Source organism: Marinovum algicola, assembly GCF_900109145.1.
GTDB lineage: Bacteria > Pseudomonadota > Alphaproteobacteria > Rhodobacterales > Rhodobacteraceae > Marinovum > Marinovum algicola.
The window spans coordinates 1-24,077 of sequence record NZ_FNYY01000022.1 but is presented as its reverse complement, the minus strand read 5'-3'; the positions used below and the strand labels follow the sequence as shown (position 1 = coordinate 24,077).

Genomic DNA, 24,077 nt, shown 5'->3' with positions numbered 1-24,077 from the left:
GCCAATGCTCGTCACCAAAACGCATGAGACGCCCGATTGCCGCTCGGAAGCGATCTACAGCGAATGCGGGCTCTACCGCTACCGCCTGACGCGGGTCTGGAACGCGACGGCGGGGCGCATCGTCTTTGTCATGCTCAACCCTTCGACCGCCAGCGAAAAGGTCAACGATCCGACCATCGCGCGCTGCGAGAAACGCGCGCGGCTCCTGGGCTTCGGCGCGCTCGACGTGGTCAACCTCTTTGCCTTCCGCGCCACGGCGCCGGAGGATCTGCGCGCCGCCGAAGCGCCGGTCGGGCCGGAAAACGACGGCTTTCTCAGCCGCGCCTGCGACGAGGCCGACATGGTGCTGGCCGCCTGGGGCGTGCATGGCACCCACCGCGCCCGCGACACCGAGGCCCTGGCGCTGATGGCACCGGCGCAGGATCGGCTCTATGCGCTCGGGCTCACCCGGCACGGGCTGCCGCGTCATCCACTGTATGTCTCCTACGCGCAGAAACCACAGCATTTTGTGGTAAACGCCGGGTAAATACCTGAAACCGTTAACCATTTGATCCGATTTGGTTTGCCCTGCGGGCGCTGCGGCGGGATACTGCCCGCGGGACAAAGGGTGTGAAACCATGTTATTGATTGCGGGCCTTCTGGGCATGGCCGCTGTCGGCTCGGTCGTGATGATCGGCACGATTGGCGATGACGACGACGACCCGGGCGGCCGGACGACGGCGCCCGAGCTGACCGAGGACGACCTCGGCCCGCCCGGCATGATCGAACCCGCCGAAGAGCCCGACACGCAGACTGGCGGCGCGAGCGCCGACACGCTTGCCGGTGGCGAGGGCGTCTCCTTGATCTCCGGCGGTGGCGGCAGCGATGCGATCGATGGCCGGGGCGGCGATGATCTTTTGTCGGGCGGAGCCGGCGCGGATTGGATCTGGGGCGGTGCCGGCGACGATCTCTTGCACGGCGGCAGCGAGGACGACACCCTGCATGGCGAGGCCGGGGCAGATACGCTCTCGGGCGACGACGGCAATGACGCGCTTTATGGCCACGGCGGGCACGATCTGTCGCGGGGCGGGGCCGGCGACGACGTTCTGACCGATGGCCAGGGCAACGACACGCTGATCGGCGGCGCCGGCGATGACGGTCTTCTCGGCGGGCATGACGCCGATACGCTGATCGGCGGCCAGGGCAGCGATTCGCTGTTCGGCGGCGCCGGCGACGACCTGCTCGATGGCACCGAGGCGGGGGACGACGCGGTGGATTATCTCAACGGCAACGCCGGCGACGACCGAATCCTTGCCGACGATGGCGATGTCGTGACCGGCGGCGCCGGCGCCGATGACATCGTGCTGCGCGGCGATCCCGGGCAGCAGATCACGCTGATCGATTTCGAACCGGGCGAGGACCGGATCCTGCTGATTTCCGATGACCCGGCCGGCGGCGTCGATGTGACAATTGCGCCAGATGCCGACGATCCCGCCGTGCTGCGCATGTCGGTGGACGGCCAGGAGGTGGCGCTTCTGCGCGGCGCGGAAGACATGACCATGGCCGATATCCTGCTGGTTTCCGAGGCCGAGGCCGCCGCATGGGAGGTGCTTCCCCCTGCCGCATGAGGGCCGTGGCGCTCGGCCCTTTCCAAACCGCGAAAATTGCCCTATAGGGCGCTCTTGCCCCGGCTTCGCGGCCGGGGCGCACCATCTCCACGGGCCCTGCTGGACGACATCCCGGCTTGCGCCATAACCCTTTAGATTTCCGAAAGGAGACCCCGATGTCGATTACTGTGGAAGAAAAGAACCGCGTGATGAAGGAATTCGCCACCAAAGACGGCGACACCGGCTCGCCCGAAGTTCAGGTGGCCATCCTCACCTCGCGCATCCGCACGCTGACCGAGCACTTCAAGACCCACAAGAAGGACAACCACTCCCGCCGTGGCCTCCTGAAGCTCGTGGCTCAGCGCCGGAAACTGCTCGACTACCTCAAAGGCAAGGAAGAGGCACGCTATCAGGACCTGATCAAGCGTCTCGAAATCCGCCGCTAAGGTTTTTCGGATCCGCAAGGCTCCGTGACGCCCGCCAGTGCAAACTGGCGGGCGTTGTCATGTCTGCACCGATGCCGGGGCCGGCCCGCAGCCCGCCAGCATTGCCTCCTGCAACTGGCCCGAGGCCAGCGGCCGGTCGAACACCACGCCGCAATAATGCGTGTTGGCCCAGACCACCCGCCCCGCCGCCGCAAACGTGCCGGCCTCGATATCGACCGGCGCATCGCCGCTGCCCTCCATCCCCAGCTGAAGCTTGGCGCCCGCCTCGCTGATATCGACGATCCGGCTGTCATGGAGCCTGCCGCGCAGCCTGATGCGGCAGGGGATATCGCAGACAAAGCGCCGGTTCCGCCGCTTGCGCGAACGGGTCCGGTGTTCCAGCAGAAGCAGCCCGGCCAACGCCGCCGCCGCCAACAAAAGCGCGAGCCCGGCCGATCCGTCGAATGCCGGCCAGAGCCCGGTGCCACGACCTGCGCCCGGGGCCGTTCCGGCCCCTCGCGTCGCGCTTCGGGCGGACTCCTCGCTTGTCGCGGCGCAATCGATCCGGGCCACCGCCGCCAGCAGCCGCGCGCCGCTGCTGCCAAGCCGGCGCAACGCGGCGTCGCGGCCCGGGCTGCCCGGCGGGTTGGCCAGCAGAGCCCGGGCCGAGGCCACATGCCGGCCGGTCAGCGGCGCGAAATCGCCATAGCCTTCGCGCGCCATCGCGCGGCGCATCTCGGGCCGGTCAAACGCCGCAAGTGTCCGGGCAAGCCCGGCCTGCTGGCGCACCAGGCCGGGCTTGCCGGTCGCCGCCGCGTTGGTCTGATGCACCATTCGCAGCAGCCAGGCCTCGAAGATACAGGCCTCTTCGGCCGCGGCAGTCGCGACAGACACCGCCAGCATGAGGCCGGCCGCCAGAAGAGTTCTGAAATCGGACATTCGCACTGGTCCAGCCCCCTGTCGACGTGTCAAAGACTGCCGCCCGCCGGCAATTGCCTGCCTGACGCGGCGAGGACTAGCACAGCGGCTTTACGAAAGGCTTAAGCCCGCCCGCCCCGGCGGCCGCATCCGCCCGTGTACAAAGCTATCCACATCCCGTCTTTCCAAGTGGCGTGAAACCCTGTATTCCAGCCGGCATCTGAGACGTGACGCTCCGACCCCGGCGCATGAAATGATGAAAGGGGTCGGCGGCAATGGGGCCGCCATTCAAACGGGGACCCGGGATACGCCCGGGAGCGCCCCATACAGGATACGCAGATGTTCAATATTTCCAAGAAAAGCATGCAGTGGGGCGAAGAGACGCTCACGCTGGAAACCGGCAAGGTCGCCCGCCAGGCCGACGGCTCGGTCATCGCCACGCTGGGCGAGACCTCCGTCATGGCCAACGTGACCTTCGCCAAGGAGCCGAAGCCGGGTCAGGATTTCTTTCCCCTGACCGTGCACTACCAGGAAAAATACTACGCTGCCGGCAAAGTCCCCGGCGGCTTTTTCAAGCGCGAGGCGCGTCCGACCGAAAAAGAGACGCTGACCGCACGCCTGATCGACCGCCCGATCCGCCCGCTGTTCGTTGACGGCTTCAAGCATGAAGTCCTCGTCATGTGCACCGTGCTGAGCCACGATCTGGTCAACGACCCCGACATCGTGGCGATGATCGCCGCTTCGGCCGCGCTGACGATCTCCGGCGCGCCCTTCATGGGCCCGATCGCCGGCTGCCGCGTGGGGTACGTGGATGGCGACTACATCCTCAACCCCGAGGTCGAGGACATGCACGACCTGCGCCTCAACCCCGAACAGCGTCTGGACCTCGTCGTCGCCGGCACCAAGGACGCCGTGATGATGGTCGAATCGGAAGCCTACGAGCTGACCGAAGAGGAAATGCTCGGCGCGGTGACCTTTGCGCACGAACAGATCCAGCCGGTGATCGACCTGATCATCAGCCTGGCCGAAGAAGCGGCGAAAGAGCCCTTCGACTTCCAGCCGCCGGATTACTCCGCGCTCTTTGACGCGGTGAAAACCGCCGGTGAAGAGCAGATGCGCGCCGCATTCGCCATCACCGACAAGCAGGAGCGCACCGCCGCGGTCAACGCCGCGCGCACCGCGATCAAGGAAAAGCTGACCGAAGAGCAGCTCGAAGACGCCAATCTCGGCGCGGCACTCAAGAAACTCGAAGCCGGCATCCTGCGCGGCGACGTGGTCAAGGGCGGCAAGCGGATCGATGGCCGCGACACCAAGACCGTGCGCGGCATCGAATGCGAAACCGGCCTGCTGCCGCGGACCCACGGTTCGGCGCTGTTCACCCGGGGCGAGACCCAGGGTCTCGTGGTGACCACGCTGGGCACCGGCGATGACGAACAGTTCATCGACGCGCTGCACGGCAACTTCAAATCCAACTTCCTGCTGCACTACAACTTCCCGCCCTATTCGGTCGGTGAAGCCGGTCGCGTGGGCCCTCCGGGCCGTCGTGAAATCGGTCACGGCAAGCTGGCCTGGCGCGCGCTGCAAGCTGTCCTGCCGGCGCCGACCGATTTCCCCTACACCATCCGCGTGGTGTCGGAGATCACCGAATCGAACGGCTCGTCCTCGATGGCTTCGGTCTGCGGCGGCTCGCTGTCGATGATGGACGCCGGTGTGCCGCTGAAATCGGCCGTGGCCGGTGTGGCCATGGGCCTGATCCTGGAAGACGACGGCGATTATGCCATCCTGACCGACATCCTCGGCGACGAGGATCACCTCGGCGACATGGACTTCAAGGTCGCGGGCACCGAAAACGGCATCACCTCGCTGCAAATGGATATCAAGGTCGCGGGCATCACGCCCGAGATCATGAAGAACGCCCTGGCCCAGGCCAAGGACGGCCGGATGCACATCCTGGGCGAGATGAACAAGGCGCTGACCGGCGCCGCGGAATTCTCGATCCACGCGCCGCGCATCGAGACCATGCAGATCCCGACCGACAAGATCCGCGAAGTGATCGGCTCGGGCGGCAAGGTGATCCGCGAGATCGTCGAGCAGTCGGGGGCCAAGGTCGACATCAACGACGACGGCATCATCAAGATCGCCTCGCCGGACGGGGAAGCCATCCAGAAGGCCTATGACATGATCCACTCGATCGTGGCCGAGCCCGAGGAAGGCAAGATCTACAAGGGCAAGGTCGTGAAGATCGTCGATTTCGGCGCCTTCGTGAACTTCTTCGGCAAGCGTGACGGCCTGGTGCACGTCTCCCAGATCGAGAACCGCCGGTTGAACCATCCCTCGGATGTGCTCAAGGAAGGCCAGGAAGTCTGGGTCAAGCTGCTGGGCTTCGACGATCGCGGCAAGGTGCGCCTGTCGATGAAAGTCATCGATCAGGAGACCGGCGAAGAGGCCAAGAAGGAAGAGAGCGCGGAATAACCCGCGCCTCATGCGAGATACGAAGAGCCCCGGTGGAGACGCCGGGGCTTTTTTCATTGCGCTGCGACAGGTCAGACACGCGCCGCGCCCCGGACCCGATCCGGGGCCTCATGGCTGGCAGGGGGGGTGAGGTCCCGGATCGGGTCCGGGACGGGGATCGCGCCAGCGCCGCCGTCAGCGGTCGCCGAACATGTCGCCCAATCCGCCGAGGACCGAACCTTCGCCCTTGTTGCCGCCGATGCCCCCGGCTTGCAGCACCCGGTCGGCCAGCCGCGAGAACGGCAGGCTTTGCAGAAAGACCGTGCCGGGGCCGCGCAGGGTGGCGAGGAACAGGCCTTCGCCGCCGAAGACCATGCTCTTGAGGTTGCCGGCCCGGGCGATGGAATAATCGATCCCGGAGGTAAAGGCCGCGATACAGCCGGTGTCGACGCGCAGCACCTCGCCGGCCTGCAAATCGCGCCGGATCAACGTGCCGCCGGCATGCACAAAGGCCATGCCGTCACCGTTCAGCCGTTGCAGGATGAAGCCCTCGCCACCAAAGAACCCGACGCCCAGCTTCTTCTGAAAGGCGATGTCGGTGCGGGTGCCGAAGGCGGCGCAGAGAAAGGCATCCTTCTGGCAGATGATCTCGCCGCCGAGCTGCGCCATGTCCAGCGGCACGATCTTGCCCGGATACGGCGCGGCAAAGGCGACGCGGTGCTTGTCCCGGCCCTGGTTGGTGAAATGAGTGAGAAAGATCGATTCGCCGGTCAGTACCCGCTTGCCGACGTTCATCAGCGCGCCCATCACGCCGCTGGTGGGGGTGGAGCCGTCGCCCATGCGGCTTTCGAAGGTGATGCCGTCTTCCATGTAGTTCATGGCGCCGGCTTCGGCGATCACCGTCTCGCCGGGATCGAGCTCGACCTCGACGATCTGCATGTCGTCGCCAAAAACCTCGTAATCCACCTCGTGGCAACGCATGGCATGATCCCTTCCGTCCTGTCCCGCTGCCGAATGATAGCCCCCTGAGCGCGCTTGCGAAAAGGCAGGTTTTCCTGCCCTTACGTCAGATAATCTCGTCTTCGTCGAACAGCGGCGCGGCCTCGCGCTGGGCCGACATCTCGCCCACCACCGCCTCGGCCACCTTCTCCGACGGGGTCAGCGCGATGTGGAACAGCGCGTCGCCCTCATTGACCACCGGCATGTTGGTGCGGCCGATAATGATGCCTTCGATCTCGCTCAGCACCTCTTCCTCGACATCGCCGGTGGGATCGGCCACCACGCCCAGCACCTCGCCCTCGGTGACGTAATCGCCAATGGTGCGATAGGTGCGCAGCAGCCCGCCCAGGGGCGCGCGCAGCCAGCTCGAGCGTTCCGACAGCAGCGGCGGCGTCTTGACCTGCGGCACCCCGCGGGCGCCGATCATGCCAAGCTTATGCATCACCCGCAGTATCCCCGAGAGCCCGGCGCGGGCGGCGTATTCGTCAAACCGCAGCCCCTCGCCCGCCTCGTAGAGCAGCACGTCACACCCCATCTCTTCGGCGGCATGGCGCAGCGACCCGTCGCGCAGCCGCGATTGCAGCATCACCGGTGCGCCAAAGGCGCGGCCCAGCTCGGCCAGCCGTGCATTGCCGGGGGTCAGGCGGATCTGCGGCAGGTTCTCGCGCCGGATGGCGGCGGAATGCAGGTCGATGCCAAGGTCGGAGCGGGCGACAATCTCGGTCATGAAGATATGCGCCAGACGTGCCGCCAGCGAGCCCGAGGGATGCCCCGGAAAACAGCGGTTGAGATCGCGCCGGTCGGGCAGGTAGCGCGAATGGTTGATGAAGCCGAAGGAATTGACGATCGGCACCGCCAGCAGGGTGCCGGCCAGCCGCTCGATCGGCTTGGCGCGCAACAGGCGGCGGACCACCTCGACGCCGATCACCTCGTCGCCGTGGATCGCCGCCGAGACAAAGACCACCGGGCCGGGGCGTTTGCCGTGAAAGACATGCACCGCCATGGTGACCGGTGTGTGATCGGGCATCTGGCTGACCGGCAGTTCGACGATCCCGTCGCTGCCGGGTTCAAACGTCTTGCCGCCGATTTCAAATGCCGCCCGTTTCGTCATCTTCGTCTTCCGACCCTCTCCTGTCTGTCGCGTCGCGGGATTAGGAGGCATCCGGGTGAGATTGTCCATGGCCGGCGTTCCGCGCCGGCCATGCATAATGCCGGAATGTGTCGCTTGGGGATGTTGGGGCGAAGGTCGGCGCAGAGGTCCCGGCGCGGGGGCCGGGACGGGGTGGTTTCGGGGGCCGCGCCCCGGCCGCCGCGCCGGGGCCTCGACCTTGAGGCCGAAGGGGCCAAGGGAGGGCGACGCGGGGCCGCCTTCCCGAAGCTAGATGGCTTGGTTCAGGCCGGCGCCTTGGTCTTGCGCAGATAGGGCAGAACGGTCTCGAATTCGCCGAACTTTTCCTTGGCCGCCTCGTCGTTGACGGCGGTCGGGATGATCACGTCCTGGCCAACCTGCCAGTTGGCCGGGGTGGCGACACCGTGTTTGGCGGCGGTTTGCAGCCCGTCGAGCGCGCGCAGCACCTCGGCGAAGTTGCGGCCGACATTCATCGGATAGGTCATCGACAGCTTGAGCTGCTTGTCCGGCCCGATGATATAGACCACGCGCACCGTGGCACTGTCGTTCGGTGTCGGATTGTCGGGCAGGTAGTATTCGGCCGGCAGCATGTCAAAGGCCTTGGACACCGCCAGCCCGTTGTCGGCAATGATCGGGAACCCCGCCTTGGTGCCGGCAACAAGCTCGATGTCCTTTTTCCAGCCCTTGTGATCCTCGACGCCGTCGACGGAAATGCCGAGCACCTTGGTGCCGCGCTTTTCCCATTCATCGGCAAGCTGCGCCACCGCGCCGAACTCGGTGGTGCAGACCGGGGTGAAATCCTTGGGGTGCGAGAACAGGATCGCCCAGTTGTCACCGATCCAGTCGTGGAACGTGATGCTGCCCTGGTCCGTCTCGGCGGTAAAATTCGGCACGGTGTCGTTGATGCGCAGTCCCATGGTAACTCCTCTGGTTTGCCCTTCCGGCGGCGCCGAAAGATTTGATCAAATTTCGCGTTCGGTCTCTTGTGACCCCACTGATGTGGTGACACAGTGCCGCTAATCCAAGGGAGGTCAACCAATGATCGAGAAACGCCAGTTCTACATCGACGGTGCCTGGGTGAACCCGGCCGCGCCGCGCGATCTTGACGTCATCGACCCGTCCACAGAAGAGCCCTGCGCGGTGATCTCGCTCGGCGATCAGGCCGACACCGATGCCGCCGTCGCCGCCGCGCGCGCCGCCTTTGACGGCTGGGCCGCGACGCCGCCGGAAGACCGTGTGGCGCTGCTGCGCAAACTCTACGAGATCTACAAATCCCGCGCCGCCGAGATGGGTTCCGCGATCAGCAAGGAGATGGGCGCGCCCATCGACTATGCCAACGCCAACCAGGTCGGCGCCGGCATCTGGCACATGGGCGGCTTCTTCAAGGCGCTCGAGGGGTTCCGCTTCGAAAGCGACTTCACCGCCACCGAAAAGCACCTGAAAGAGCCGATCGGCGTCTGCGGGCTGATCACGCCGTGGAACTGGCCGATGAACCAGGTGGTGCTCAAGGTCTTTCCGGCGCTGGCCGCCGGCTGCACCGTGGTGCTGAAGCCCTCCGAGGTGGCGCCGCTGTCGTCGCTGCTCTTTGCCGAATTCGTCGATCAGGCGGGGTTTCCCAAGGGGGTTTTCAACCTCGTCAATGGCGACGGGTCGGGCGTGGGCACGCAGCTTTCGAAGCACCGGGATGTCGACATGATTTCCTTTACCGGCTCCACCCGGGCCGGGATCGCCATCTCCAAGGCCGCCGCCGATACGCTCAAGCGGGTCTCACTCGAATTGGGCGGCAAGGGCGCCAACATCATCTTTGCCGATGCCGATGAAGATGCGGTCAAACGCGGTGCGCGGCATTGCTTTGCCAATTCGGGCCAATCCTGCAACGCGCCGACGCGCATGCTGGTGGAACGCTCGCGCTATGACGCGGCGATCGAGACCGCGGTGCAGGTGGCCGAGGCAACCCGGGTCGGCCCGGCCTCGGAGGCGGGCAAATTCATCGGACCGGTTGTCTCGGAAGTGCAGTTCGACAAGATCCAGAAATTGATCGAGACCGGCATGCAGGAGGCACGGCTGGTGGCCGGCGGGCCCGGGCGGCCCGAGGGGCTCAATCGCGGCTATTTCGTGCGCCCGACGGTCTTTGCCGATGTCAGCAACGACATGACCATCGCGCAGGAAGAGATCTTTGGCCCGGTGCTGTCGATCCAGCCTTTCGACAGCGAGGACGAGGCGGTGGCGATCGCCAATGACACGCCTTATGGCCTCGCCGATTATGTCCAGACCCGGGATGACGACAAGCGCCGCCGAGTGGCACGGCGTCTGCGCGCCGGGATGATCGAGACCAACGGCCAGGGCTTTGCCCAGGGCTCGCCCTTCGGCGGCTACAAGCAGTCGGGCAACGGCCGCGAAGGCGGAGCGCATGGCCTCGATGAGTTCCTCGAGGTCAAGGCGGTGTCGGGCTGGGCGGCGGAATAGCCGCGCTCAGATCCGGGGCACCGGCAAGGCCGGCTGAAACGAGGCGTCCATCAGGGACGCCTCGAAGGGAAATTCCGACAGCAGTTCGATGCCGGTCTCGGTGATCAGCACCTGCTGTTCCAGCTTCACGCCTTCGGGCCCGCCCTCTTCTCCGATGTAGCTTTCGACACAGATCGTCATCCCCGGTTCGATCACCCCGTCATACCCCGCATCGGGAAAATCCGCGCGGTGGTAGAGATAGGGATATTCGCCGGTCATGCCGCAGCCATGCGACGACAGGTAATAGCGGTTGGCGAAATAGCGGTCCGGGATCTCCCAGGCGGCCTCGGCATACTTGCGAAAGCTCAGGCCCGGGCGCAGGATCTCCATGTTGTGATAGACCTGTTCGAGCGCGGTCTGATAGAGCGTTTTCTGCGCGCCCGTGGGCCTGCCCGGCCCGGCGTGAAAGGTACGCGAGAAATCCGAATAATAGCCGTGGCAGCCGACCACATCGGTGTCGAGCGCCACCAGATCGCCTGCGCCGATCACATGATGCGCGCTTTCCTGAAACCAGGGGTTGGTCCGGGCGCCCGCATTGAGCAGCCGGGTCTCGCAGTAATCGCCATTGCCGGCGATCACCGCCTGATGCATCACCGCCCAGAGCTGGTTCTCGGTCATCCCCGGCCGCAGGGCCGCGCGCAACTCGCCCACTGCCGCCTCGGTCGCGCGCAGGCTGGCGCGGACGCATTTCATCTCTTCCGCCGATTTGATCGCGCGGGCCATTTCCACCGGCGCCTGCGCGTCCGCCACCGTGAACCCCTGTTCGCCAAGCGCAATTGCCGTGCCGGCGTTCAGCCGCTCCATGCCCACCTTGGCGCCGCGGCCGACAAGCCCGGCAATCAGATCGCCCATTTCCGCCGCCCAGGCCTTTTCGCGCGCGGCGATCTCTGGCCCGGCGGCAACGAAACTGGCGGTGCGCGCCGGGCGCACCTCGTCGATGGTGTCGAAGCCATCGGCCAGATGCAGGCAGCCGGTGAATTCGAACAGGATCGCGCGGTCGGCGGTCAGCAACAGATAACGCGACGGCGCATTGCGCATCGAAAACACCTGCATGTTGCGGGTGCCGGTGGCGTAGCGGATGTTGACCGGGTCCGAGAGGATCACCGCGCCGAACCCGCGTGCCGCCATCTCGTGGCGCAGCCGGTCGCGGCGATAGTGATAGACCGCGCGCAGGTCGATGGCGGCACTTTCCGGCGCGCGGTCGAGCAGCGCAATGGCGGTCAAATCGCTGCGCTCGGCGTGCCAGTCGAAATTTGCCATGGCTGATGTCTCCCTTTACCTGCGGGGACGCTAGAAGCTGTCCGGCGCGGCGCGAGGTCCAATTGCGACGGGACTGTCCCGGAAACGGCACGATTGCCCCCGGTATGCGCCAGACGCAAACCGGGTATGCAGGCGATTCATTGATTTTGAACAGAGAGCGCTTGTTCGACTCAGATGGTTGGCCTACCTGCGATTCATGGCCAAGCGCCATTGGATGCCAACCGCTCAATACCCGAGGAGTGGACCAATGATGACACGTGACGAAATCATCCGCGATGCGCGCACCCGCGCCGGCACTTTGCCGGCAGTGTTTGTCGTCTATGGCATTCTGCTGGCCACGATGGTGGCCACCGGAATGGCAATGACCTGACGCCGTCGCGGCCTTCTAACCCCTTTTGCAATCAGCTTCAATCCGGTTCTTCATGGACCGGACAGGTTTTCGCGTTCGCGCCCCGGAAGGTCAGACGTCGGCCGCCTCGCCGACGTTGTCGACGCCGCGCTCTTCCAGCAGGGTGGTCAGCCAGTTCGGGTCCATCTCGGGCACCGAACTGAGCAGCAGGTCGGTATAGGGGTGATGCGGCGGGGTGAACATCTTGTCCTTGGGCCCCTGCTCCACCACCTTGCCATGCTGCATCACCACCACCTCATCGGCGATCGACCGCACGGTCGCCAGATCGTGGGTGATGAACATATAGGCCAGGTCCAGCTCGTTTTGCAGCCGGTCCAGCAACTTGAGAATCCCCTCGGCCACAAGCTGATCGAGCGCCGAAGTGACCTCGTCGCAGATGATGAAGCTGGGCTCAGCCGCCAGCGCCCGGGCAATGCCGATGCGTTGTTTCTGTCCGCCGGACAGCTCTGGCGGATAGCGGTTGTAGAACTTGGAGGGATCAAGCTCGATCAGGTCGAGCAGCTCGTCCACCCGGTGTTTCAGCTCCGTGCCCGAGAGGCCGGAATAGAACTGCGCCGGGCGACCGATGATCTCGGAGATCCGCACCTTGGGATTGAGCGCGGTATCGGCCATCTGATAGATCATCTGCGCCTGCCGCAACTGATCCTTGGTCCGGTCCTGATAGCGCGGCGGCAGCGGCTCGCCCTGAAACAGGACCTGGCCGTTCGACGGCGGCAAGAGCCCGGTGATCACCCGCGCGGTGGTGGATTTGCCGGAGCCGGATTCGCCCACGACCGCGACGGTCATCCCCTTGTGGATGTCGAAGGAGACGCCATCGAGCACCTTGTCGCCGCCGGTATAAGAGGCATCGACATCCTGCACCGAGATCAGCGGCGTCTCGCCCTCGGGCCGCGATTTCTGCGGCCGTTCAAAGCTGCGCACCGCCCAGAGCGACTTGGTGTAATCCTCCTGCGGATTGTCCAGCATCTCCTCGGTCGGCTGCTGCTCGACCTCTTCGCCCTTGAGCAGCACCTTGATGGTGTCGGCCATCTGCGCCACCACGGCGAGGTCATGGGTAATGTAGATCGCCGCCGTGTTGAACTGATCCACGATGTCGCGGATCGCCGCCAGCACCTCGATCTGGGTGGTCACGTCGAGCGCGGTGGTCGGCTCGTCAAAGATGATCAGGTCGGGCCGGCAGGACATCGCCATCGCCGTCATTGCCCGCTGGAGCTGCCCGCCCGAGACCTGGTGCGGATAGCGGAAGCCGATTTCCTTGGGGTTCGGCAGGCGCAGACGCTCGTAGAGGTCCATCGCATCCTCTTGCGCCTCCATCCGCTTCTGGATGCGGTAGTGCAGCGGCGCTTCGGTGTGTTGGTCGATGATCTTGTGCGCCGGGTTGAAAGACGCCGCCGCCGATTGCGCCACATAGGCGATGCGCGAGCCGCGCAGCGCGCGTCGCTCGCCTTCGGTGGCGGTGGTCAGCTCCATGCCGTCGAACTCGATCTTGGAGCCTTCGACAATGCGCGTGCCGTCGCGGGCATAGCCCATGGCGGCGGCGCCGATGGTGGATTTTCCGGCCCCGGATTCGCCGATCAGGCCCATCACCTCGCCGCGGTGCAGGGTCAGGTCGACGCCCTTGATGATCGGCACCCAGACCTCGCCGGTGTAGCCTTCGATCCTGAGATCCTTGATCTCGAGCAGAACGGATTTGTCGTGTACCATCTAGGTTACTCCTTCAGGCCGGAGGACCGGAACAGCATCCAGTCGACAACGAAGTTGACCGCCACGGTCAGCAAGGCGATCGCCGCCGCCGGGATCAGCGGGGTGATGTCGCCGAACGAGATCAGCGTCGCGTTTTCGCGCACCATCGAGCCCCAGTCCGCGGTTGGCGGCTGAATGCCCAGGCCGAGGAACGACAACCCCGCCACCAGCAGGAAGACAAAGCAGAACTCGAGCCCGAACTCGGCGATCAGCGGCGCCGTGGAATTGGGCAGGATCTCCCTGCGGATCAGATAGCTGTCCTTCTCGCCGCGCAGCTTGGCAGCTTCGATATAGTCCATCACCACCACGTTGCCAGCCACCGCCCGCGTCAGGCGGAAGACCCGCGGCGCATAGATGATGGCGACGGCGACGATGATCACGAAAACCTGCGGCCCGAAGATCGACAGCATCAACAGGGCAAAGATCAACGAGGGGATCGACATGATCACATCGGCGAAGCGGCCCATGAACTGATCGAACCAGCCGCCCTTGGTGGCCGCCAGAAGCCCGGCCGCCGCGCCCAGGAAGAAGGCCGCGATGGTCGCCGCCAGCGCCAGACCCACCGAGTTGCGCGCGCCGTAGATGATCCGGCTGAACATGTCGCGGCCAAGCTGATCGGCGCCCAGAAGCATGTTTTCGTCCGCCGGAGCAAAGGACGAGGCGATGACCTCGCTTTCGCCGTAAGGCGCGATCCAAGGCGCAAAGATCGCGGCGATGGCATAGGTGAAGATCACGAACAAGCCGAAGGCGGCGGTCAGCGGCGCGGTTTTCAGCTCCTTGCCGATCTTGGTGGGCAGCAGCACCACCAGGAACTCGCGGAAGCAGAAGGCGACCCCGGCGGCAAAGGCCAGCACCGCGGCCGCGATGGCGACAAAGCGCAGCGCACCGGTGCCGCCGACGATGCCGAGGATGAAGCTGACGAGGGTCAGCGAGAACAGCAGGATAAACGGCCCGCGCTTTTCATAGAAGGCCGCCAGGCATGATGCGATGATCAGGCAGGCGAAGTAAAGAACGACAAATACGCTCATGATCTCTCTCCCTTACTTCGGATGCCGCAGGCGCGGGTTGGTGAGAATGGCGCCGACATCCGCCGCCAGGTTGAGCAGGATGAAGGTCGCGGCGAAGATCAGGCAACAGGCCTGGACGATCGGGAAATCGCGTTTGGACACCGCGTCGACCAGCGCCTGGCCGATGCCGGGATAGACAAACACCACCTCGACCAGCACGACGCCGGTGATCAGATAGGCCAGGTTCAGCGCGATGACGTTGATGATCGGCGCCCAGGCGTTGGGCAGCGCGTGTTTCACGATCACCTTCCACGGCGGCGTGCCCTTGAGCCGCGCCATTTCGATATAGGGCGAGGCCAGCAGGTTGATGATCGCGGCGCGGGTCATCCGCATCATATGCGCGGTGACCACCAGCACCAGCGTCAGCGCCGGCAGGAAGGTGCGATGCAGCAGATCGGCAAAGGACATGTCGGCCCGCAGGCTGGAAATGGCGGGGAACATGCCGGTCTTGACCGAGAGATAGAGGATCAGGATGTAGCCGAGAAAGAACTCTGGGCTGGAGATCGAGGTCAGCGTCAGCACATTGGCCACCCGGTCGAACAGCGTGTTGCGCAGCAGCGCCACGATCACGCCCAGGGTGATGGCAAAGGGCACAGCGATCACCGCGGCATAGGCGGCCAGGAACAGCGTGTTGATGAAACGTTCGGTGATCAGCGTGCTGACCCGTTCGCCCGAGACGACCGAATTGCCGAAATCTCCGACGACGGCACCGCCGAGCCATTCGAAATATCGCACGAAGGCGGGCTTGTTCAGCCCCATTTCCTCGCGCAGGGCGGCGAGGTTTTCCGGTGTCGCACCTTGGCCCAGAACCGCTTCGGCGATGTCGCCGGGCAGCAGTTCGACCATGAAAAAGATGATGATCGAAATGATCAGAAGCGTGATGAGGCCAAAGCCCAGACGCTTCAGGACGAGGCCGAGAATGTCCCCCATGAGGCTCTCCCTTTGCTTTTATGCCGCGGGGTGCGCGGGTTCTTGGGCCCGGTCAGAGGCCGGTGCGGCGGCCCGGGAACACCCCGGACCGCCACGGCTGATTGCACGGCTTAGCCGTCGAACCACCAGCGGCTGGCGGCGCGGCAGCCGTCCATTTCCCAGCTTGCGGCAAGCTCGCCGGTGTTCTGGACGTTGGAGCGGCGGCCGTAGACGAAGTTGCGGAAGAACGGGATGATCGTGCCGCCATCGTCGCGGGCGATCTGGGCCATTTCGCGATAGATTTCCGACCGTTTGGCATCGTCCAGCTCGGACTTGCCCTGCAAAAGCAGCTCGTTGAAGCGCTCGTTGACCCAGAAGCTTTCGTTCCAGGCGGCATCCGCCTTGTAGGCCAGGGTGTACATCACGTCGGGCGTCGGGCGCGCGCCCCAGGCCACGGCGCAGAACGGCTTTTTCAGCCAGACGTCGGAATAATAACCGTCGTTGGGCTCGCGCACGACAGTGATGTCGATCCCCGCCGCCTTGGCCTGCTCGGAATAAAGCACGCACATGTCGACCGCGCCCGAGAAGATCGATTCCGCCGAGGACAGGTTGATCTTGAGGTTCTCGTGACCGGCCTTCTTGAGCAATGCCCTGGCCTGGTCGGGGTCATAGCTGAGCTGGTCGAGCCCCTCGGGATAATAGGGCTGGGCCGGCGAATGGTGGAAATCGTTGCCGGCGGTGCCCGCACCAAAGGCGATCTTTTCGACGATCTCTTCGCGGTTCATCGCCAGTTTCAGCGCCATGCGCACATCGACATCGTCATAAGGCGCGGTGTTGGTGTGCATCGGCATGGTGATCGCCGAGGCCGAGGGCACATTGTCCACGATCAGCTGCGGATTGCGCTGCATCAGCGCCATGGTCTTGAGGTCGATGGCCGAGACCGCATCGACGTCACCGGTGACAAGCGCGGTCTGGCGGGCATTGGGATCGTTGATCGCGATCATCTCGACCGCGTCGAAATAGGCGCCTTCGCCGTGCCAGCCGTCATGGCGCTCGAGCTTGAAGCCGACGCCGAATTCGCCATCGACGATCTTGTAGGGGCCGCAGCCGATGCCGTTGCGCCATTCGATGCCGTCCTCGCTCGCCGGCTGGATGGTCAGGTGATAGTCGGTCATCAGCCAGGGCAGATCGGCGTTCGGGCCGGTAAGCGTGAACACAACGGTGAGGTCGTCGGTCTTGGTGATATCCGCGACATCGGCCAGAAGCGCCTTGGCGGCCGAGGTCGAGGCCTCGCCGCGGTGAAAGTTCATCGAGGCGATGACGTCATCGGCGGTGCATTTGCGGCCATCGTGGAACGTCACGTTGTCGCGCAGCTTGAAGGTCCATTCCGAGGCATCCTCGGAGCCGGACCAATCCTCGGCCACGTCGCCGCCCAGGGTCTGGTCGGTGTTGATCAGGGTCAGATAGGCGCGGTGGGTGTGGGCCAGGAAAATCTGCTGGATCGACAGATAGGTGCCCGGGTTGTGGGTGTCCGAGGTGTTGTTGTCGTGGATCGCGACGCGGAAGGTGCCGCCGGATTTGGGCTGCGCCTTGGCTTCGGATGTCCACAGGCCGGTGGCGGCGGCGGCGGTCAGGCCGGCGGCGGCCGAATGGCGCATGAAATCGCGGCGCGACAGGCGGCCGAGACGCGCCTCGTGGGACAGCCTGTCGATCAGGCTCAGGTCTTTTTTGTTACGCATGGTCTGTGTCTCCCTGTTGTCATGCGAATGCCCGCCCTTGAGGTGCGGGTCATGCCGTGGCCCCTGCGGGGGCACATCGACCGAAGGTCATGTCTGTCTGTCCACTCACGCGGCAGGACGGGTCTGTCGATCGACGCATTCTGAAATGCTCATCCCTATGTTCCTGTGTGGCATCCGCACAGGCGCGCGCGCTCTCGAACCGGTTTGGCAACGCCAGCCCCCGGTGCCGGATGCGTCGTTCCTCTGCGGGAAAACGACACCACCATCGAAACATGATCGTCGGCGCTAATCCACTCAAAATGTCGAAATCTCTTGCCTTTTTCGCAAACTGGCCTCTTGTGACGATTGCAGCAGGAGTGTCAAAAGCGACAGAGGTGTCGTTTTCGCACGGCCTGTTCTGGCTTGCAACCATGGGCCTCAGCTCTCCCCGGCGCGGGCGGCGGCGGCCGGTCGTTCCGCGGCGGATTCGGCAACGGGCGGGGCGGTCTCTGGTCCGCCGGTCCCGCATTCTGGCCGATCACTGCGCGTTGCTGTCACATCCGGTCTCCTCGTCGGAGGAGTGTGGGACGGAATTTGACGGCCACAGGTACGAAAACCGATCTTTCCGGGCCCGATTCCGACCTTTTGGCCAGCCAAAGCCCGCTCCGGCCGTGCCGCGACCGGCGCAATCCGCCCCGACGGCGCCGGACCCCCGGCTCAGAAACGCCCGGCTCCGGGGGCTGCCATGCCGGCTTGCGGGGCAAGCGTCAGCCCCCGGAGCCGGGGCGTGCGGCGCATGTGGCCTGAGCCGACATCGCGCAGGGGGCCGGTGGCCAGGGTAAGGCGCGCGGTCAGCCTGGGCGAGACATCCGCGAGCCAGACGTCGCTGTGCGGCAGCCCGAGACCGGCGATGACGATATCCGCGCCGCTCGCATTGATCGCCGCGACGGTTTCGGTCTCGTTCTCGATGCCGCCCAGACCGTCGCGGGTGCCGACAATCCGCAGGCCGGGAATGGCCAGGCAGAGCCGGTTGGCCACCCGCTCCGCCACGCCGGGCGGGCCACCCACCAGAAAGACCTTGCGCCCGGCCCGCGCCGCCCGCGCGAGCAGACGCGGGAGGAATGCGGGGCCGCTGTGGCGCGCCACACGTGCGGCCAGCGGCACGCAGCGGCCGCCCGGCAGGATCAGATCGGCCGAAGTCAGCGCCGCCCGGTATTCGCCATCGCACAGCGCGAGATTGGCGCAATCGGCATTGAAAAAGGTCAGCCGCTGCGGCTGCTGCACCACCATCAGCGCATCGACCACCATGGCGGGCGAGGCATTGACGAGGTCGAGACCGAACAGCCGCACCCGCGGCAGCGTCGGCGCGGCGGCGGCACAAAGGGCGCGGATGAAGTCGGGCGAAAGAGGGGCGAAACTCATACCGGTTTTCCTGAAGTGGCAACTGAACGCCCGAAGAGGTGCGCCGACCGCAGGGGGATTCTCAACTGTGCGGATGGTGCCCCCCAGCACCGGCCGCGCCGCCGCCTGCCCCTTCGCTCAGGTGCCGCATCCATTGGGCAGAGACGCCCCATCCATCCGGTCAGGCCAATGTCGCCCGGCTTTTCCCCTTGGGCCACAGCGCATCCTGCGGCAAGATCGCCTGACACGCCTTACAATTGCCCGCGCTGACACGGTGGGCCGTTCGATCAGGCGCCGCGTGCAGGATGGGAAAGGCAGGAGCAATCAAAATGATGCGGGTGCTGATCGCCGACGATCACGATCTTCTGCGGGATACGCTCAAGGCCTTTCTCGACGCCGAGGGCAGTTTCGAGACCGTCACCGCCGCTAGCCTGCCCGATGCCGAAGCCAAGCTGCGCGCCGGCGCGGCCTTTGACCTGATCCTGCTGGATTACGACATGCCCGGGATGAACGGGCTCGACGGGCTGGCCAGGATGATGGCGCAGGACGGCGCGCAGCGGGTCGCGATCATCTCGGGCACCGCCAACCGCTCGGTCGCCGAGACGGCGCTGGCCAAGGGCGCCGCCGGCTTCCTGCCCAAGACGCTTTCGGGAAAATCGCTGGTCAATGCGGTGCGCTTCATGGCGGTGGGCGAGCAATACGCCCCGCTCGACTTCATGCGCGCGGCCGAAGAGGACGAGGCCCACCCGCTGACCGACAAGCTCTCTCCGCGCGAACTCGAGGTGCTCGAAGGCCTGACGCAGGGCAAATCCAACAAGGAGATCGCCCGCGACCTCGACATTCGCGAGCCGACGGTGAAGCTGCACATGAAGACGCTATATCGCAAGATCGGCGTGTCGAACCGCACGCAGGCGGCCATTGTGGCCAAGGATGCCGGGCTGTTCTGACAGCCCCCGGACGACGGCCCGATCCTCGGAGCGTTCGGAATTCCGGCCATATCTGCAAGGGGAATTGGTGCCCAGGAGAGGCAGGGATGAGGAACAATCGGTTTTTCCCTGTTTGCACAGATGAACCCAAGTTTTCAGGGCGAAACCGCTCCATCCGGATCTGGATGGGGTTTCTGAAAACCGACTCCTTTGTGGGGCAGAATGTGGAGCAGATTCTGTGGCAACCTCCACCGCCGATTACCTCGAACTCCGGGGAAAAACCTACTACCTTCGCATGCGCGTTCCGGCCGAGTTCGCGGACGTCGAACCTCTTCTCGAGATCAATAGGTCGCTGAAGACCCGTGACCGGGTGGACGCCGAAGCGAAATGCGCGAACGCCAGAGCGGCGCTGTTCGCGGAGTGGCGCGCGAGACGGGCCGGAAAAGCGGCCGACACCCGCGCGATCTTCGATACCTCCATCGAGCTTCTAAAGGGCTGGGGGCTGACGTTTAGGCCGCTGGACGATCTGCTGACGGGACCGATAGACGACCTTCTCTCGCGCATCGAGCTTATCGCCAGCATGGATCTGAATTCCGCGGCGGTTCCCGCTGCGCTTGGGACGCTCGATCTACCGGATGCGACGCTCGCCGAGATGGCGGAGCGAATGCCGGATTTGAAAGAGGCCGAGATTCGCGCGAAGAACCCCCGCCAGCTCCGCGAGTGGTGTGGGAACTATAAGCGGGCGGCAAAGGATTTCACCGCAGTGATCGGAAAGCGGACCGTTCTCAAGATCTCCGAGCAGGACGCGACTGACTACGAGGACTTCTGGAAGAAGCGCGCCAAGTCTGGTCAAGTAACGACGAATTATGCCAACAAGCAGGTCCGGTATGTTCGCCAGATGATCAACGCACACTTCGATGATATCCGGTTGGCGAAGAGCAAGCGGGTCAACTTTTTCGAAGGGCTGGGCGTCGCGAAGCTATCCTACGACCCCTCTGACGATGAGCGGAAAAAGCTCCCGTTGCCTGAGAAGTGGATATGCGGGCGGCTGATCGGGGACAGGGTGCTCGAGGGCCTCAACCAACAGGCGTCAGACATCTCGATTATCGCGGCGATATGCGGCTGCCGGGCGTCTGAAATCTATGACATTCCAGAAGAAGACATCCATTTGGACGCCCCGATTCCCCACATCATGCTGCGTGTCGTTCTGGAAGGGGAAGACAGGCGCGAGCTAAAGAGGGGCTCCACATCACGAGCTGTGGTGCTGCTCGGTCCCGCCCTCGCGGCCATGCGCAGGCATCCAAGGGGTTTTGCGAGGTATCGCGGAAAGGCGTCCTTCTCAGGCGAAGTGAATGGATACCTCCGCGACAACGGCCTCTTCCCGCCGCTGCCTCAGGGGACATCCGGGCGCTACGTCATCAGCGGCCTCCGCCATTCCTTCGAGGACCGAATGGATGCGGCCGAGTTGAGCAACGAGGAACGAGCGCATCTCATGGGGCATTCGATCGGCAAGCTCCGGGGCCGCCCTGTTTACGGCAGTGATTTAGAGCTGCGTGTCCGCGCTCTTCTTCAGGAGCTCGTCGGTATTGAGGGAGACGGTTGGAAACCACGGCCGAGGAAGGCAATCAGGGCAGAGTTGGATCGATTGCGCGAAGAAGCGGGCTTTCGGTTGGAGTAGATATGCCCTGGGACCAAGAATACCCTAAAACCGCGCAAGACGGGGTGCGGCAAGTCGGTCAAGGGCGCGCCAGCCTTAGCAGCAGAAAGAGTGGATGCCGGCACGCCTGCCCCCGGTGATCCGGCCGGTGGCTTGGCCCTGAGGCCCTCAAGGTGCAGCGCCCGATGAGGGGCGCTGCATGGGATCAGAAGCTCATGAGCTTGCCGGCGTCCCGCATGCTCCGAACGGCGCAGGTAGATGCGACCACGGCTTCATGCAGAACCACGAGCTCGCTCACCGCGCGCCGAAAGTCGTCAACACCGGGTTCGCGAAAGACCTCCTCGTATCCGCCGCGACAGTGGTATTCGTCGCCATGCCAGTAAACGTGAGTCCCGGCCTCGATCTCGGCCTCCAGCGAAGCGATTAGGTTGCTCAGGTCGGCGGCAAAACCCTTCTCGAAGACAAGGTCTCCATCCATCCTCTCAGCCACCCGGAGCGGAAAGCCCCGTTTCAGCGGGTGAAGTCGAGGGACGACGTTGTCCATCAGTTCTGTGTAGGCAATATGCGACTGCCAGTAGGCGATTGTGACGAGGCGGACGACGATCTCCGATGTCATCTCGACGCCGTCGATCAGGGTGGTGAGTGGAGGCATATCGCCGAGTAGTTTGCTCATGCTGCCACCTGGACCGGCTTACTGCTGGCGTCGTTAAGGTAGTCCTCGAGGATGTCGTGGAACTCATCGGCGAGCAGGCAGATGTCTTCGACGACCGGCCATGCAGGATCGAGAAGCGCGAAGCGCTCGGCCTCGACGCGCGCCGGGTCATGCACGTGCTCGAGCATCAGAAGTTCGAGCAACTCGCGGCACGCCGTGAGAGTCCGCTCAGTTGGCGTTTGGGGCCGACGGAGGCCGTCGATGACGGTATGCGCGAGGCGCAGCCCATCGGGCCCGCCGAGTTGCTCAGCAGCATCGAGCAGGCCGTCATGCTGGTTCTCGACGAAGGCCTGCAACTCGGTGCGCGGTGAGGTGAATTTGGGATGGTGGTCGAACATGTTGTCTCCTGGTTTTCCGGAGTGTCCGGCTCATGGCCGGGTCAAGTTCGTTCGACTGTCAGTTCCTCCGCGCTGCGTCTGCTTGGCCACGGCTCTCGCAGAGAGGAGCCGGGGCCCAGCGGACGCAGCGCTGTTCACTCCCGGGATCACCCAGTGAACGCATCGTCGCGCCATGCAATTTCAGAACTGCCCGCCGCCAACAGGCCGGGGCGCGACGGTGCGGACGAGATATCCAGCTGCCTACTTATCCCCTCGACGACAAGCATGCGCTCATGGTTCGACATCCGACCAAGAACCTCAAGCAATTCGATTAGCGCCACGGTGTAGATCTCTGCGACTTCATCGCTGCTGCCCGGTTCAGTCGGCGTCACAGCCCCCAGGTAGACGCTTCCACAGTAGGCTTCGAGATCACGTGTTGCGAGGCACTGGATTATCGTCAGAAAGGGGATGGCCCGGCACTGACGCTTGGGGTGGCCTATTGCGCTAATGGCCAGATGGGGGCCGATGTCACGATCGTTACCTCCCCCGCTTGGTCGATCTGTCATGGCAAACCTCCTATCGCCCATCTCCTTCCCGCAGAGGAGATGGGCGGCAGGAGGTCGAGGCACGGCACCGCACTGAGAACCTGGATCGATGCTTCCGCCTCGGAGAAGCCGATGGTCATGATGGGAGAGGTCGAGGAGAGGGCCTGCCCTTTCATCGCCGGGGCCGGGGAGGCCCGAGCAGCGGGGAGGTGTCGGAGGGGAGAGTGCGGAACGACTTCCCTCTGACCCGCCGGAGGCGCTGGAGTGCAGGGGTGGCGAACGCCCTGCCGCTGTCCGCGTAGGACCGCCTCCCCGGCGCAAGGGGCCTCGCCGGAGGCGCGGGGTTCCGGGGCAGCGCCCTGGGCGAAGGAGGAAAATCGAACGCAGGCGCAGCCGGAGTGCGAGTTTCCTACTGAGTATTCATTCTGCGCCCGTCAGGAGCGGCCACAGGGATAAGGCGCGATCTCCCCACCGGATGGTGAGGAGATAGGTCCATGTCAGAGAAGAAGCACCCGATCGTTTTTCGGCTTGCCAGTTTGTTCCCTGCGGCGCTTGCGCGCATCGAGATGCACGCCAAGCGCAGCGGCGGCCCCCTTGAGAATATTGAGCTTCAGTTCTCGCATCGCAACAAGGTTTATGTCGGCCAGACCTTTGCAGAAGGGATGCGCGAGGAGATCCGCGCAATGAAACAGCTGAACCTCGACGAAGAGATAGCGGCATGTATGGCGCGAAAGCGCAAGAAGGAAGCCGCGTTGCGCAAGGAGGCTGGGCTTATCAAGCCATGGTATGGCAATTCTCAAGGTCCCATCCGCGAAGCGATCGTGACCGCAAACTGCGAGTATTTCGAGGCCGAAGACCGATCAGACCCCGAAGACCTGCTGGTGACCTACGGTGTCGACAAAGACGGCGGGGAGGTGGTGCACATCCTGAGCAAGACGAAAATTGCGGCGTTCGAAGAAGCAACTCTGGAGTTCTTCGAGCAGAATTTCCCGGGATCAGTGCGCCACCTGCGCTTGGATCTCGACGAAGAAGTTCCACATTTTCATGCAGTCATTTTCGTGACCGCAGAGAAGACAAACAAAACGCGCGGAACACAGCGGCTCATCCAGCCCTCGGCGAACCCCCTGCTGGCCGACTACGAGTTGTTGCAGGACGTCGCAGGAGAGCACTACTGCGTGTTCCAGCTGATGTTGGGCAGGTTTTCCACGGGATGATGGGCACGCATTCCGCGTGATCTTGGGCACGGATTCCAGACGATCGTGGGCAGGTCAGACCGGCGTTCTGACCTTAGGAGTTCTCTCCGGAAATTGGAGGGACCCGAATGCCAACGAAACGATTGCTGATGCGCCGTATACGAGATGTCTTGAGGCTGAAGCTGACCAAAGGGATGAGCGACCGTG

21 protein-coding genes are annotated in these 24,077 nt (G+C 64.3%); 8 read left to right on the top strand and 13 right to left on the bottom strand.

The window, feature by feature from the left end:
- The first annotated feature begins 4 nt into the window (after positions 1–4).
- From BMW90_RS21480 to rpsO, 3 genes are all read left to right on the top strand, one after another.
- Positions 5–526: a DUF1643 domain-containing protein gene (locus tag BMW90_RS21480; RefSeq protein ID WP_074839077.1), complete on the top strand. Its 522-nt coding sequence runs from the start codon at positions 5–7 to the stop codon at positions 524–526.
- Positions 527–617: 91 nt separating this feature from the next.
- Positions 618–1,607, top strand: a complete 990-nt coding sequence (locus tag BMW90_RS21475; RefSeq protein ID WP_074839074.1) for a calcium-binding protein — start codon at positions 618–620, stop codon at positions 1,605–1,607.
- Positions 1,608–1,762: 155 nt separating this feature from the next.
- A complete protein-coding gene (rpsO, locus tag BMW90_RS21470) occupies positions 1,763–2,032 on the top strand; it encodes a 30S ribosomal protein S15 (protein WP_048533422.1) in 270 nt (89 codons plus the stop codon).
- A 57-nt stretch (positions 2,033–2,089) separates the two neighbouring features.
- On the opposite strand, the gene BMW90_RS21465 is transcribed toward rpsO, so the two are convergent.
- Positions 2,090–2,950, bottom strand: coding sequence for a PilZ domain-containing protein (locus BMW90_RS21465; protein WP_074839071.1), 861 nt, complete (start codon positions 2,948–2,950; stop codon positions 2,090–2,092).
- A 318-nt stretch (positions 2,951–3,268) separates the two neighbouring features.
- Here BMW90_RS21465 and pnp point away from each other — a divergent pair, with 318 nt between their 5' ends.
- The gene (pnp, locus tag BMW90_RS21460) at positions 3,269–5,401 is read left to right on the top strand and encodes a polyribonucleotide nucleotidyltransferase (RefSeq protein WP_074839068.1); all 2,133 of its coding nucleotides are present in this window, start codon (positions 3,269–3,271) and stop codon (positions 5,399–5,401) included.
- 174 nt (positions 5,402–5,575) lie between these two features.
- On the opposite strand, the gene BMW90_RS21455 is transcribed toward pnp, so the two are convergent.
- The 3 genes from BMW90_RS21455 to BMW90_RS21445 form a co-directional block, all read right to left on the bottom strand.
- Positions 5,576–6,361 carry a TIGR00266 family protein gene (locus BMW90_RS21455; protein WP_074839066.1) on the bottom strand — a complete coding sequence of 262 codons (786 nt, stop codon included), beginning with the start codon at positions 6,359–6,361 and terminating at the stop codon, positions 5,576–5,578.
- Positions 6,362–6,446: 85 nt separating this feature from the next.
- On the bottom strand, positions 6,447–7,490 hold the full coding sequence (locus tag BMW90_RS21450; RefSeq protein WP_048533426.1) for a succinylglutamate desuccinylase/aspartoacylase family protein: 1,044 nt from the start codon (positions 7,488–7,490) through the stop codon (positions 6,447–6,449).
- Positions 7,491–7,771: 281 nt separating this feature from the next.
- Positions 7,772–8,425 (bottom strand): peroxiredoxin, encoded by a 654-nt coding sequence (locus BMW90_RS21445; RefSeq protein WP_048533427.1) that lies wholly within the window; start codon positions 8,423–8,425, stop codon positions 7,772–7,774.
- A 121-nt stretch (positions 8,426–8,546) separates the two neighbouring features.
- Here BMW90_RS21445 and BMW90_RS21440 point away from each other — a divergent pair, with 121 nt between their 5' ends.
- Positions 8,547–9,974 (top strand): aldehyde dehydrogenase family protein, encoded by a 1,428-nt coding sequence (locus tag BMW90_RS21440; protein WP_074839063.1) that lies wholly within the window; start codon positions 8,547–8,549, stop codon positions 9,972–9,974.
- A gap of 6 nt (positions 9,975–9,980) precedes the next feature.
- On the opposite strand, the gene BMW90_RS21435 is transcribed toward BMW90_RS21440, so the two are convergent.
- From BMW90_RS21435 to BMW90_RS21410, 6 genes are all read right to left on the bottom strand, one after another.
- The gene (locus BMW90_RS21435; protein WP_074839061.1) at positions 9,981–11,273 is read right to left on the bottom strand and encodes a M24 family metallopeptidase; all 1,293 of its coding nucleotides are present in this window, start codon (positions 11,271–11,273) and stop codon (positions 9,981–9,983) included.
- Between the two features lie 460 nt (positions 11,274–11,733).
- Positions 11,734–13,386 (bottom strand): ABC transporter ATP-binding protein, encoded by a 1,653-nt coding sequence (locus BMW90_RS21430; protein ID WP_048533430.1) that lies wholly within the window; start codon positions 13,384–13,386, stop codon positions 11,734–11,736.
- 5 nt (positions 13,387–13,391) lie between these two features.
- Positions 13,392–14,453, bottom strand: a complete 1,062-nt coding sequence (locus BMW90_RS21425; protein ID WP_074839059.1) for an ABC transporter permease — start codon at positions 14,451–14,453, stop codon at positions 13,392–13,394.
- Positions 14,454–14,465: 12 nt separating this feature from the next.
- Positions 14,466–15,422: an ABC transporter permease gene (locus tag BMW90_RS21420; protein ID WP_048533432.1), complete on the bottom strand. Its 957-nt coding sequence runs from the start codon at positions 15,420–15,422 to the stop codon at positions 14,466–14,468.
- Between the two features lie 110 nt (positions 15,423–15,532).
- Positions 15,533–17,140, bottom strand: a complete 1,608-nt coding sequence (locus tag BMW90_RS21415) for an ABC transporter substrate-binding protein (RefSeq protein WP_048533433.1) — start codon at positions 17,138–17,140, stop codon at positions 15,533–15,535.
- A 696-nt stretch (positions 17,141–17,836) separates the two neighbouring features.
- Entirely contained in the window at positions 17,837–18,541 is a 705-nt protein-coding gene (locus BMW90_RS21410) for a WecB/TagA/CpsF family glycosyltransferase (protein WP_074839058.1), read from the bottom strand.
- A 311-nt stretch (positions 18,542–18,852) separates the two neighbouring features.
- Here BMW90_RS21410 and BMW90_RS21405 point away from each other — a divergent pair, with 311 nt between their 5' ends.
- Together BMW90_RS21405 and BMW90_RS21400 are read left to right on the top strand one after the other, a co-directional pair.
- Positions 18,853–19,467, top strand: coding sequence for a response regulator transcription factor (locus BMW90_RS21405; RefSeq protein ID WP_074839200.1), 615 nt, complete (start codon positions 18,853–18,855; stop codon positions 19,465–19,467).
- Positions 19,468–19,684: 217 nt separating this feature from the next.
- Positions 19,685–21,124 carry a DUF6538 domain-containing protein gene (locus tag BMW90_RS21400; protein ID WP_074839055.1) on the top strand — a complete coding sequence of 480 codons (1,440 nt, stop codon included), beginning with the start codon at positions 19,685–19,687 and terminating at the stop codon, positions 21,122–21,124.
- A gap of 184 nt (positions 21,125–21,308) precedes the next feature.
- Here the strand turns inward: BMW90_RS21400 and BMW90_RS21395 are convergent, their stop codons facing one another.
- The 3 genes from BMW90_RS21395 to BMW90_RS21385 form a co-directional block, all read right to left on the bottom strand.
- Positions 21,309–21,776 (bottom strand): hypothetical protein, encoded by a 468-nt coding sequence (locus tag BMW90_RS21395; protein ID WP_139211510.1) that lies wholly within the window; start codon positions 21,774–21,776, stop codon positions 21,309–21,311.
- A complete protein-coding gene (locus BMW90_RS21390) occupies positions 21,773–22,153 on the bottom strand; it encodes a hypothetical protein (RefSeq protein WP_074839048.1) in 381 nt (126 codons plus the stop codon). Before BMW90_RS21390 ends, BMW90_RS21395 begins: the two co-directional genes overlap by 4 nt.
- Before the next feature lie 146 nt (positions 22,154–22,299).
- The gene (locus BMW90_RS21385; RefSeq protein ID WP_139211508.1) at positions 22,300–22,698 is read right to left on the bottom strand and encodes a hypothetical protein; all 399 of its coding nucleotides are present in this window, start codon (positions 22,696–22,698) and stop codon (positions 22,300–22,302) included.
- A gap of 473 nt (positions 22,699–23,171) precedes the next feature.
- On the opposite strand from BMW90_RS21385, the gene BMW90_RS21375 reads away from it, so the two are divergent.
- A complete protein-coding gene (locus BMW90_RS21375) occupies positions 23,172–23,891 on the top strand; it encodes a plasmid recombination protein (RefSeq protein ID WP_074839042.1) in 720 nt (239 codons plus the stop codon).
- Positions 23,892–24,077 lie beyond the last annotated feature (186 nt).